Raw genomic sequence first — 11,164 nt, forward strand, 5'->3', positions numbered from 1 at the left:
CGCACTGCGGCGTTCAGCGCCCGCCCGCGGGCGAAGCCACCACGCCGGCGCCGCGCACCTCCACCTGCACGCTGTCCAGCACCTGCCCCTTGGCATCGACCAGTTCCAGCCGGTGGCGGCCGGGCCAGGGCATCCAGGCGGCGGCAGCACCCCGGCCGATCTCCTTGGGCGGCGGCTCGGCCGCGCCGGGCGCGGCAGTACTGACCATGCGCCAGCGCAGGCTGGCGTCCTGCCATTCCTGCGTGGCGGCCGTGCCTGCCGGGCGGGCCGACAGCTGCACGCGCTGGCGGTCTGGCGGAATGTCGGGGTCCAGCGCGAGGATGGTGCCGTTGGCCGGGCGCGCAATGCGCACGGGCGAGGCGGCCGAAGTCCCGCGTGTTGATGCGGATGCGGCAGGCAGGCCGCTGCCCGCCATGGCGAACAGGCTCTGCTGCGTGCCCGCCACGAACCATTCGCTGCGCGCGCTCTCCAGCGGCAGGCCCGACGCATCGGGACCGAAGCGCACGGCCTGCTGCAGCACGCCCGCCGGCGCCTTGGGCGCGCGGCTGGGCGTGTGGGCGTGCAGGAAGCCCATCACGGCGGCCCAGACAGGTGCCGCGCCGCTGGTGCCGCTGACCGAGTGCATGGCCTCGCCGCGCGCATTGCCCACCCACACGCCCACGGTGTAGCGCTGCGACCAGCCCACGGCCCAGTTGTCGCGCATGTCCTTGCTGGTGCCGGTCTTGACGGCCGTCCAGAAGCGCGTGGCCAGCACGCTGTCGGTGCCGAAGGTGGGCGCGCGCGCCATGGGATCGGACAGGATGTCGCCCACGATGAAGGCCGCGCGTGCGTCGATGGCCTGCACGGGCGCAGCCGGCTTTTGCGCTGCGGACCCCGCGCCCGTGGGCTGCGCCGCCCAGCGCACGGGCGTCAGCTGCCCGCCGTTGGCCAGGGCGCGGTAGGCGTTGGTGAGCTGCAGCAGCGGCACCTCGGCACTGCCCAGCGCCAGGCTGAAGCCGTGGTAGCCGCCGCTTTCGCGCAGCGGCAGGCCCAGGCGCTGCAGTTGCGAGAAGAAGGCATCGGGCGTGACCATGACCAGGGTGCGCACGGCCGGCACGTTGAGCGACGACGCCAGCGCCGTGCGCGCCGAGACCCAGCCCTTGAAGCGCCGGTCGTAGTTCTGCGGGATGTAGAGCCCGTTCTGCGTGGGAATGTGGGCCGATGAATCCTCGATCAGCGAGGCCGCCGTCAGCCGCCGCTCGGCAATGGCCTGGGCATAGAGAAAGGGCTTGAGCGTGGAGCCGGGCTGGCGCATGGCCGTGACACCATCCACCTCGGCCGCCTGGCTCAATTCGCCCGACGAGCCCACCCAGGCCAGCACCTCGCCCGTGGCGTTGTCCAGCACGACGATGGCGCCGTCCTCCACGTTGCGGCCCTGCAGCTCGCGCAACTGCTGCTGCAGGCTTTGCACGGCAAAGCGCTGCACGGGCGCGCTCAGCGTGGAGCGCACGCGGGCCTGGCCTTTGGACTGCGGCTCGGCCAGCAGGCGGCGCGCCAGGTGGGGGGCCTGGCCTTCGCTGGCCGCCCATTGCCGGCGCAGCAGCACGCTGGCGGTGAGCAGTTCCATGGCCGTGCAGTCGCGCGCCGCCGCATCCTCGGGCGCCAGCGACTGCAGCACGCCGCAGGCGCGCCGGCCCACGCGCTCGGGCGAGGCGTTGGGGGCACGCACCAGGGCGGCGGCAATGGCGGCCTCTCGCGCGTCCAGCCCGTGCGCGGCCTTGCCGAACAGGGTGCGCGACAGCGCATCGATGCCCACGATCTCGCCCCGGAAGGGCACCAGGTTCAGGTAGGCCTCCAGGATCTGGTCCTTGCGCCAGCGCCGGTCCAGCACCTGGGCAGAGACGGTCTGGCCCAGTTTCTGCACCACGCTGCGCCCGCCCGGGCCCTGGCGCCAGTCGCCGTCCAGCAGGCCCGCCAACTGCATGGTGATGGTGCTGGCGCCGCGCGTGCGCTGGTTCCAGAGGTTGCCCCAGGCGGCGGCGGACACGGCCGCCCAGTCCACGCCGCTGTGCTCGTAGAAGCGCTTGTCCTCGCTGAGCACCAGGGCCGTGCGCAGCGCGGGAGAGATGTCGGCCAGGGCCACCCAGTCGCCACGGCGCACGCTGGCGTCGGTGCGCTGGCGCTGCAGCACCTCGCCCTCGCGCGAGAGCAGTTCGGTCTCGGAGGAGCGGTGGCCTTCGCGGACTTCGGAAAAGCTGGGCAGCGCCTGGGCGGCACCGGCCGCCGCGAACAGCAGCGCGGCCGCCAGGGCCGCGCGGGGAAGACGCATGAAGGGGGAAGGTCGCCGGGATTCGATCATGGAGCCGGCATTGTCCGCCTTTGAGCCAGCGGCTCAGGAAGAATGGCGTATGCCCTTCTTGAGCTTGAAGGACAGCAGCACCATGAGCACGCCGAAGACCACCGCATACGTGGCCAGCACCCAGAGCATGGCCATCATGCCCGCGCCCGGCTGGGCCAGCACGAAGGCGCCGAACAGCACAGACAGCACGCCGCCCAGGATCAGCAGCCACTCGCCCGTGATCTCCTTGCGCAGCCGCACGGCCGCCACGATCTGCAGCAGGCCCGTGACCAGGGCCCAGGCGCCGATGTACAGCGTCATCACCAGGGCCGTGACGCCGGGCGCGACCACGGTGAGCACGCCCACCACCACGCCGGCCAGACCCCACAGCAGCAGCACCCACCAATGGCGCATCTGGTCGCGCCCCTGGATGGCCGAATACACGCCCAGCAGGCCATCGACGAAGGTGAAGGCGCCGAAGGTCAGCACCAGCGCCGCCAGCGATACCGCCGGCTGCGCCCAGGTCAGCACGCCGAAGGCGATGGCGACCAGGCCGCGCAGCAGCAGCACCCACCAGGTGCGGTGAAGAATCGTGGACAGCGGATTGGGGCTCATGGATGCTCCTTCAAAACAGTCCCCATGACCTTGGAGCAGGCCTGCGGCACTGTCTGTAGGCCAAGGCCGGCTTGGCGGCGGTCCGTGACCTGGATCAATCCAGCTGCAGCAGCACGGGCTGGTGGTCGGAGAGCCTTGTGTCGCTGTCCACGGCCCAGCCGCGCACATGGCCGCGCAGGCTGTCGCTGACCCAGGCGAAGTCGCAGGCGCCGGGCTCGGGGCCCCACTGGCGGTCGAACAACCGGAAGGTGGGCGGCTGGGGCTGGTCCGGGTGCAGCACGCTCCAGCTGTTGTGCCATTGGCCTGCGCTCAGGGCGCCCTGCTCGCCGGCCGCCCAGGGGGCGGACAGGCCGGCGTATTCATCCTCGTGCGGCTCGAAGTTGAAGTCGCCGCAGAGCACGGCATGCGGCGTGTGCGGCTTGGTCTGCTGGGGCGAGCCGTCGCTGGCTGGCTGGGGCGGCGCCTCGGCCTGGCCCAGGGCCTCGATCTGCAGGGAACGCAGCGCCAGCGCCTGGGCCATGCGCTGGCGGCGCGAGAAATATTCGAGGTGGGTGCTCATCACGCGCACGGGGCCCAGTGCGGCATCCATCACGGTCACTGCCGTGCAGCAGCGCGGCATGCTGCGCACGCCGCCATCGTGCGGATACGGCAGGCGGTGATGGGCCACCTGCAGAGCAGGCAGGCGCGTGGCCACCAGGTTGCCGAAGCGCTGCCGGCCCACGGCCGTGAATTCGTCCACGGCCGCGCCGAAGAAGACCTTCCAGCCTTCGGGAAGGGCCGCGCGCACCTGCTCCACCTGGTCGCCGGGCGCGCCCTGCAGGCCCGGATAGTGGACGGCGATTTCCTGCAGGCACAGCACGTCGATATCGGCCATGGACAGTGCATGCGCCACGATGCGCTCCGGGTCCATGCGGCCGTCCAGGCCCAGGCACCATTGGGTGTTCCAGGTGAGGATCTGCATCATGCGGACAGCGGCTCGCGCAGCTGGAACAGGTTGCCTTCGGGGTCCATGGCGTTGCAGACGCGAAAGCCCGGGCCCAGCCAGGACTGCTCCCACAGCTGGCCGCCATGCGCGATGACCAGGGGGCGCACGGCCGCAAAGCTTTTCACGGTGGCAAAGAACTTGATGGCCACGTTCTCGCGCGGCTGGGGTGGCTCGGTGATGGTGATGTGCCGCGCAATCGCCTCGGGAATGGCGTGCAGCACCAGTTGCAGGTCCGGCGACTGCAGCACCATGAGCTCGCTCGTGTGGTGCAGCATGCGCATGGCCAGCACCTCCATGTAGAACAGCGCCAGCCTGTCAGGCTGCTTGGCGTAGATGAACAGGCCGGCGCTAGCGGGTCCGGACATGGTGAACCTCGGCATTGAAAGCAGGGAAGAGTGACTTTAGCACCGCCGTCACTTGATCCCCGCACGCATGAAGCTCTGCACGAACTGGCGCTGGAACAGCACGAAGGCCACCAGCAGCGGGCCCGAACTCATCAGCGTGGCGGCCGTGATGGTGGCCCATTCCACGCCAGACTCCACGCTGGAGAACACCTGCAGGCCCACAGTTAGCGGACGCGCCTGCACGCTGTTGGTGATGATCAGCGGCCACAGGAAGTTGTTCCAGTGAAAGCTCACAGACACCAGCGCAAACGCCAGGTACACGGGCCGCGCCAGCGGCACGTAGACGCGCCACAGGATCTGCAGGGTGCTGGCACCCTCCACCCGCGCGGCCTCGTCCAGTTCCCGGGGAATGCCCAGGAAGGTCTGGCGCAGCAAAAAGATCGCAAAGGCCGATGCGAAGTACGGCAGGCCTATGCCCAGCAGCGTATCGACGGCGCCCAGTCGCGACACGGTCTGGTAGTTCGCCACCAGCAGGATGTCCGGCATGATCATCAGCTGCACCAGCACCAGCGCAAAGGCCAGGCCCTGGCCGCGAAAGCGGTAGCGTGCAAAGGCATAGGCCGCCAGCGTGCCCAGCACCAGCTGGGCCGCCAGGATCATGGCCACCAGCACGGCCGTGTTCAGGAAATAGCGCGCAAAGGGCGCGGCCTGCCAGGCACGGCGAAAGTTCTCCAGCGTCCAGGGCGCGGCCAGGTCGAAGCGTGCCGAGTATTCGGGCGGATGGAAGGCCGTCCAGAACGCATAGGCCAGCGGCAGTATCCACAGCAGGGCCAGCAGCCAGGCGGCCAGCGTGTCCAGCCAGGGGGCGCCGTACAGCGCGGGCGGCGCATGGCGCGGGGCAACGGGTGCGGCGCTCATTGGTAGTGCACCTTCTTGTCGAGCACGAAGAACTGCAGCAGCGCCACGGCCGCCAGCACCACGACCAGCACCACGGTGATGGCCGCCGCATAGCCCGTGTCCCAGAACTTGAAGCCCACTTCGTACAGGTGGTAGAGCAGCAGCGTGGAGGCGTTGTCCGGCCCGCCGCGTGTGAGGATGAAGAGATGGTCCACCAGGCGGAAGGCATTGATCACCGCGTTGACCAGCACGAACAGCGTGGTCGGCATCAGCAGCGGCCACTGCACGCGGCGCAGGAAGTACCAGCGCGAGGCGCCCTCGATGGCCGCAGCTTCCCTGAGGCTGGGGTTGAGCGTCTGCAGCGCGGCCAGGTAGAAGATCATGAAAAAGCCCGCCTCCTTCCACACCGCCACCACGGTCACGCAGGCCAGCGCCGTGGACGGGTCGCCCAGCCAGTTGTGCGCGGGAAGGCCCAGTGCGCCGCGCAACTGCTCCAGCAGCCCGTACTGCGGCGTGTAGAAGAACAGCCAGATGTTGGCCACGGCAATCATGGGCAGCACCGTGGGCGTGAAGTACGCCATGCGCACGAAGGCGCGGCCGGCCAGCCTCTCGTTGACCCACAGCGCCATGGCCAGCGCCAGCGCCATGGACAGCGGAATCGTGGCCGCCGCGAACCACAGGTTGTTGCGCACGGCCTGCCAGAACACCGGGTCGTCCAACATGACGGCGTAGTTCTCCAGCCCCACCCATGGCCCCGGCTGGCCGCCGCGCGGCGTGGCATGCAGGCTGTCGATCAGCGTGGCCACGGCCGGCCAGTGCGTGAAGGCCACCAGCAGCACCAGCGCCGGCAGAAGCATCAGCCAGGCATGGACGGCCTGGCGGCCGCGGACAAGGGAGGCGGGGGCGGAGCTCATGCGGTCAGCGGCACTGCGCCATCACTTGTAGCGGCGCAGGATGCGGTCGGCCTCCCTTTGCGCATCCTGCAGGGCCTGGGCCGAGGTCTTGCTGCCGTTGAGGGCGGCCTGCACGGCGTCGTTGAGCACCTTGGTCACGCGCTGGTTCTCATGCGTGGAGAACTCGGCCACCGATACCGGCAGCTGGTCGCGTGCCACCAGGGCCTGCGGGAAGTCCTGGCCGTACTTCTTGAGCGCGGGCGTGTCATAGGCGGCGGGCGAGACGGCCACGTAGCCGCTGTCCATGCTCCACTGCGCGGCCAGCGGGGGCTGGGTGACCCACTTCATGAACTGGAAGGCCGCCTCCTGCTGCTCCCTGGGCGCCTTCTTGAACAGGTAGAAGTTGCCGCCGCCCGTGGGCGAGCCCTTGCGCACGTTGCCTGCGATCTGGCCCACGCCGAAGTCGAATTTGGCATTGGCACGGATATTGGTCAGGTTGCCCGTGGTGGTGACGATGATGGCGGCCTTCCTTTCCATGAAGTCCTTGGGCGTCGTGCCCCACTCCACCACGCCGGCAGGGTGCACGCCTTCCTTGACCAGGCCCACCCAGAAGTCCAGCGCCTCCACTACCTTGGGGCTGTCCAGCGTGACCTGGGTGCCTGCCTCGTTGGCCAGCAGCACGTCATTGGGCGTGGTCAGCGTCTGCAGCATCCAGTAGGCAAAGCCGGTGGACGGGATCTGGATGCCGTACTGCACGACCTTGCCGCTGGCGTCCTTCTTCGTCAGCCTGTGGGCGGCTTCCTTGAGCTCCTTCCAGTTCTGCGGCGCCTTGTTCGGGTCCAGGCCGGCTTCCTTGAAGGCTTCCTTGTTGTAGTACATGACCACGGTGGAACGCTGGAAGGGCACGCCCCAGGTCTTGCCGCCCGCCTGACTGTTGGCCATGAAGGCCGGGTAGAAGCCCTTGAGCCAGGCCCGGTCGGCATCGGTCTTCACGAAGTCGTCGATGGGGGCGATGGCGTCCTCGTCGATCAGCGTGAACATGTCGGTGGACAGCAGCACCGAGGTGGCCGGCGGCTTGCCCGACTTGTGGGCCGTCAGCGCCTTGACGATGGTCTCCTGGTAGGTGCCCGCATAGACGGGCGTGATCCGGTACTGCGGATGGGCCTTGTTGAACTCGGCCGCATAGCCGTCGATCACCTTGGTGATGGGGCCGCCCACGGCCACGGGAAAGTAGAACGGCACCTCCAGCGGCGTTTGCGCGCTGGCGGTGTGCAGCAGGCCCGTGGCGGCCAGGGCGGCAGCGGCTGCGAGGGTTTTGAGGAAGGCATGGCGTTGCATGGCGGACTCTCCTGGAAGGTGCTTCGGGTGCGAAAGCCGGAACGGCTGAAACGGTGGAACTGCGGAGGAAGATAGGAGCGGTGCCACGGCCTCAGGCCGCGCAGCGTCGCCCCTGTTCGTCAAAGAAATGCGTGGCCTCGCGCGCCCAGCGCAGGCCCACGAGCTGGCCCGGCTGCAGGCCGCCGAGTTGGCTGCCAGCGGTGCGCACCATCAGTTGTTCGCTGCCCACGCGGCAGCGCAGCACCAGGTCGGCGCCCAGGTATTCGAGGCTCTCGATGTCGGCAGCCACCACGGGGCCGCTGCCGACATCGCCATGGAGCGACAGGCGCATGTCCTCGGGCCTGACGCCCAGCCAGCGCGCCTGGCCCGGCTGCTGCAGGCCGGCGGGCGCGGCGCTGGCATGGCTGCCCGCGATGTGCAGGCCGTCTAGGCGCGCGATGTTCATGGCCGGCGTGCCGATGAAGCGCGCGGCAAAGGTGGTGGCGGGCCGGCGGTAGATCTCCTGGGGCGCGGCGCATTGCTCCACGCGCCCCTGGCTGAGCAGCACCACCTGGTCGGCCATGCCCATGGCCTCGGCCTGGTCGTGCGTGACATAGACCACGGTCAGGCCCAGGCGCCGCTGCAGCTCGCGCAGCTCGGTGCGCATTTCCTGGCGCAGCTGGGCGTCGAGGTTGGACAGCGGCTCATCCATCAGGCAGACCCGGGCGCGGGCCACCAGGGCGCGGCCCAGCGCCACGCGCTGCTGCTGGCCGCCCGACAGCTGGCCGGGCCGGCGCGCCAGCAGCGCGTCCAGGCCCAGCAGCGCGGCGGCCTCGTCGATGCGCCGGCGTGCCTCGGCCGCCGGGACCTTGCGCACGGACAGGCCGAAGCCGATGTTCTGCGCCACCGTCAGGTGCGGGAACAGCGCGTAGTTCTGGAACACCATGGCAATGCCGCGCCGAGCGGGCGGCAGTTGGGTGACGTCCTGCCCATCGATGCGCACACGGCCCGAGGTGGCGCTTTCCAGGCCCGCGATGATGCGCAGCGTGGTGGACTTGCCGCAGCCCGAGGGACCGAGCAGCACGCAAAAGGATCCGGGTTCAATGCGCAGATCCAGCGCCTGCAGTGCCGTGGTGCCGCCCCAGGACTTGGCAACACCTTCCATCTCGATCAAGGACATCACGCCAGTCTAGGAAGGCTGTGTGACAGGCCCGTGTCGCGCCACCGGACTGGCGCCCCCGCGCAGCTCAGGCAGCTCAGGCAGCTCAGGCAGCAGGGTGCCGTCTGTGCCAGTCCGTGGCCTGCTGGAACGCCCAGCCCGCGCGCACCAGCAGGTCTTCGCGGAAGTCGGGGGCCACGAACTGGAAGGCCACGGGCGCGCCCTCGGGAGTGCGTCCGCCGGGCAGCGTGATCGTGGGGCTGCCCGTGAGGTCGAAGGGGCAGGTGTAGCGCAGCATGCCCGAGAACAGCTCGGCATCGGAGCCGAAATGCGCCATGCGCTGCAGCGTGGGGGCCGCAAAGGCCGTGGCGGGGACCAGCAGCAGGTCCACCTGCGCGAAGAGTGCGCGTACCCGGCCCGTGAAGTCCGCGCGGCGCAGCAGCAGCCGCTGGTAGTCGGTGGCAGACAGGCCCAGCCCCAGGTCGATCAGCCCGGCGAGCCCGGGGCCATAGGCCTCGCGCCGTGCAGGGAACGTGGCGCCGTGCGCCACGGCGGTCTCCACCGCGCACAGCGCCGGCCAGTCCTCCACCGCCTGGGTGGCATCGGGAAAGCGGACTTCCTGCACGCTGGCCCCCAGGCGCTGCGCCACCGCCAGGGCCTGCTCCACCGCCTGGCGGGAAGGGGCATCCACGCCGTCCAGTGCCCATTGCCGGTCCATGCCCAGGCGCAAGCCGGAGAATCCGCGCGTCATCATGGCCAGATAGTCGGGCACGCTGCACTGGCTGGCCGTAGGGTCCAGCGGGTCCGCCCCGGCGATGGCCGCGAGCATGGCTGCGGCATCGGCGGCACTGCGCGCCATCGGGCCTATGTGGTCCAGGGACGCGGCCAATTCGAAGGCGCCGTGGCGGCTCACCCTGCCCCAGGTGGGCTTGAGCCCCGTGATGCCGTTGGCGGCCGATGGAAAGCGGATGGAGCCCCCGGTGTCCGTGCCCAGCGATCCGAAGCACAGCCCCGCCGCCGTGGCCACGCCCGAGCCGCTGGACGAGGCCCCGGGCCATAGCTGGGCGCCCCAGGGGTTGACGGGGGCAGTGATCTCGGGATGGTGGTCGGCGAAGGCGCCTTCAGTCTGCTGCAGCTTGCCCAGGATGACGGCGCCGGCCTCGCGCAGCCTGCGCACCACGGTGGCATCTTCCGTGGGGCGATGGTCGCGGTGCAGCGTCATTCCATGCGTGGTGGGGACGCCCCGGGTCCACAGCAGGTCCTTGAGCGCCAGCGGCACGCCGTGCAGCGCACCGCGGCGGCGGCCCTGCGCGATCTCGGCGTCGGCGCGGCGGGCGTCCTCCAGCGCCTGCTGCGCCATCACCGTCACGTAGCTGTGCAGCCGCGCGTCCACGGCCTCGATGCGCGCCAGCATGTGGCGGGTCACCTCTTCCGACGAAATGCGGCGGGACTGGATCTCGCGCCCCACCTCCAGCAGTTCGAGATGGTGCAGTTCGCTGTCGTTCATGGCATGTCTCCCGGCGCCCGGCTCCGGGGCGCCACCGTTGTTGCACTGGAAAAGCCGCACGGGACGCGCGGCAGCCCCATGCTAGGGAGCCGGCGGCACCCACGCTTGTTCGGGAGGGTCAGCGACCTTGCTCAGGCGGCCAGCAGGCTGCGGGGCGTGCAGCCGAACGCCTTGCGAAAGGCTCGGCTGAAGTGCGCCGCATCGGAGAACCCATGCGCGAAGGCCGCCTCGGTCACGCTGGAGCAGCGCCCCTGCATCAGGGCCTGGCGGCTGGCCTGCAACCGCAGCTGCCATACCAGGCCCATGGGCGTCTGGTTGTGCCGCGCAAAGGCCCGCGTCACGGTACGGGGCGAGACGTTGTGCTGCTGCGCCAGCCATTGCAGCGACAGCTCGGGCGAGCCCAGGTTGTCCTGGATGAACGCCTGGATGCGGCCATGCAGGTCCCTTTCCGCGCGGGGCTGCACGGCCATTTCCTGCATCTCCAGCGCCAGGGCCAGCACGTCGAGCAGCGCCATGCCAAAGCGCTGCGCCAAGGCATCACCGTGCGGCGCAGGCGGCATGGCCATGGCCTCGCCGAGCATGGCCCGCAGCGGCGCCACGGCCGGGGCATGGCCATGCAGCGCCCGTCCCGCGTGCAAGGGTGCACGGGCAAAGCGATTCAACAATTCGCTGCGCGGAATGCGCATCAGCAGGATATCGCGGGGCGCCACCGAGAATTCGAAAGGCTGCGCAGCGTCATAAAGCACCAGATTGCCCGCACTCAGCCGGGCCACTTGCCCGCCCTGGCGCACCTCGGCCTGGCCCTGGAGCAGATAGCCCAGCCACAGCTCGTCGCGGGCATGCAGGCGCAGGTGGGCTGCGTTGCGCACCCAGCGGTGGCTGGGCGCCGACATGGCACTGATCTCCAGCAGTCCCAGGGACCGCACGGACAGCGTGGCCCCGAAGCCGCCGGGACCGGCACCATCCCCCTGCGCGCGGTGGCTGTCGGCCGGGATGCAGTGGCGGCAGACCACCTCGTGCCAGTAGTCGAAACGATGGCGTGGCTCCTGCGAATGGGTGGAGTATTCGAGCTGCATGGCAGCGCCCAGTATCCGCAGGCGGCCGCCGGCTGGCACCCCGGTGTTTACCCA

General features: G+C 69.9%; 10 protein-coding genes. All 10 read right to left on the minus strand.

Translation table 11 applies throughout. The features are described from left to right. Positions 1 to 13: 13 nt before the first annotated feature. The 10 genes from pbpC to ACF8LI_RS16940 all read right to left on the minus strand — a co-directional run bounded on the left by pbpC (position 14) and on the right by ACF8LI_RS16940 (position 11,110). Complete coding sequence (gene pbpC, locus ACF8LI_RS16895) at positions 14 to 2,338, minus strand: penicillin-binding protein 1C (protein ID WP_392413422.1); 2,325 nt, start codon at positions 2,336 to 2,338, stop codon at positions 14 to 16. A 33-nt stretch (positions 2,339 to 2,371) separates the two neighbouring features. After that, complete coding sequence (locus tag ACF8LI_RS16900; protein ID WP_012207099.1) at positions 2,372 to 2,932, minus strand: HdeD family acid-resistance protein; 561 nt, start codon at positions 2,930 to 2,932, stop codon at positions 2,372 to 2,374. A 94-nt stretch (positions 2,933 to 3,026) separates the two neighbouring features. Continuing rightward, positions 3,027 to 3,896, minus strand: coding sequence for an endonuclease/exonuclease/phosphatase family protein (locus ACF8LI_RS16905; protein WP_212644961.1), 870 nt, complete (start codon positions 3,894 to 3,896; stop codon positions 3,027 to 3,029). Then, the gene (locus tag ACF8LI_RS16910) at positions 3,893 to 4,282 is read right to left on the minus strand and encodes a glyoxalase/bleomycin resistance/dioxygenase family protein (protein WP_016447842.1); all 390 of its coding nucleotides are present in this window, start codon (positions 4,280 to 4,282) and stop codon (positions 3,893 to 3,895) included. The genes ACF8LI_RS16905 and ACF8LI_RS16910 overlap by 4 nt, the downstream gene beginning before the upstream one ends. A 48-nt stretch (positions 4,283 to 4,330) precedes the next feature. Continuing rightward, a complete protein-coding gene (locus ACF8LI_RS16915) occupies positions 4,331 to 5,179 on the minus strand; it encodes a carbohydrate ABC transporter permease (RefSeq protein WP_267177886.1) in 849 nt (282 codons plus the stop codon). After that, on the minus strand, positions 5,176 to 6,072 hold the full coding sequence (locus ACF8LI_RS16920) for a carbohydrate ABC transporter permease (RefSeq protein ID WP_034366340.1): 897 nt from the start codon (positions 6,070 to 6,072) through the stop codon (positions 5,176 to 5,178). The genes ACF8LI_RS16915 and ACF8LI_RS16920 overlap by 4 nt, the downstream gene beginning before the upstream one ends. A gap of 21 nt (positions 6,073 to 6,093) precedes the next feature. Then, a complete protein-coding gene (locus tag ACF8LI_RS16925) occupies positions 6,094 to 7,389 on the minus strand; it encodes an ABC transporter substrate-binding protein (RefSeq protein ID WP_160855509.1) in 1,296 nt (431 codons plus the stop codon). Between the two features lie 91 nt (positions 7,390 to 7,480). Further along, a complete protein-coding gene (locus tag ACF8LI_RS16930) occupies positions 7,481 to 8,548 on the minus strand; it encodes an ABC transporter ATP-binding protein (protein WP_046985879.1) in 1,068 nt (355 codons plus the stop codon). Positions 8,549 to 8,633: 85 nt separating this feature from the next. Continuing rightward, the gene (locus tag ACF8LI_RS16935) at positions 8,634 to 10,034 is read right to left on the minus strand and encodes an amidase (RefSeq protein ID WP_034396725.1); all 1,401 of its coding nucleotides are present in this window, start codon (positions 10,032 to 10,034) and stop codon (positions 8,634 to 8,636) included. 131 nt (positions 10,035 to 10,165) lie between these two features. Continuing rightward, positions 10,166 to 11,110: a helix-turn-helix domain-containing protein gene (locus tag ACF8LI_RS16940; protein ID WP_016445818.1), complete on the minus strand. Its 945-nt coding sequence runs from the start codon at positions 11,108 to 11,110 to the stop codon at positions 10,166 to 10,168. Positions 11,111 to 11,164 lie beyond the last annotated feature (54 nt).

The sequence above is a fragment of the Delftia sp. WSY_12 genome (assembly GCF_043104645.1).
Taxonomy (GTDB): Bacteria; Pseudomonadota; Gammaproteobacteria; order Burkholderiales; family Burkholderiaceae_C; genus Comamonas; species Comamonas tsuruhatensis.

Bases quoted from the DNA above. Each gene is read 5' to 3' on its own strand.
- ACF8LI_RS16940 (WP_016445818.1), bottom strand. From the start codon at position 11,110: ATGCAGCTCGAATACTCCACCCATTCGCAGGAGCCACGCCATCGTTTC.
- ACF8LI_RS16905 (WP_212644961.1), bottom strand. From the start codon at position 3,896: ATGATGCAGATCCTCACCTGGAACACCCAATGGTGCCTGGGCCTGGAC.
- ACF8LI_RS16920 (WP_034366340.1), bottom strand. From the start codon at position 6,072: ATGAGCTCCGCCCCCGCCTCCCTTGTCCGCGGCCGCCAGGCCGTCCAT.
- ACF8LI_RS16930 (WP_046985879.1), bottom strand. From the start codon at position 8,548: ATGTCCTTGATCGAGATGGAAGGTGTTGCCAAGTCCTGGGGCGGCACC.
- ACF8LI_RS16915 (WP_267177886.1), bottom strand. From the start codon at position 5,179: ATGAGCGCCGCACCCGTTGCCCCGCGCCATGCGCCGCCCGCGCTGTAC.
- ACF8LI_RS16910 (WP_016447842.1), bottom strand. From the start codon at position 4,282: ATGTCCGGACCCGCTAGCGCCGGCCTGTTCATCTACGCCAAGCAGCCT.
- ACF8LI_RS16935 (WP_034396725.1), bottom strand. From the start codon at position 10,034: ATGAACGACAGCGAACTGCACCATCTCGAACTGCTGGAGGTGGGGCGC.
- pbpC (WP_392413422.1), bottom strand. From the start codon at position 2,338: ATGATCGAATCCCGGCGACCTTCCCCCTTCATGCGTCTTCCCCGCGCG.
- ACF8LI_RS16925 (WP_160855509.1), bottom strand. From the start codon at position 7,389: ATGCAACGCCATGCCTTCCTCAAAACCCTCGCAGCCGCTGCCGCCCTG.
- ACF8LI_RS16900 (WP_012207099.1), bottom strand. From the start codon at position 2,932: ATGAGCCCCAATCCGCTGTCCACGATTCTTCACCGCACCTGGTGGGTG.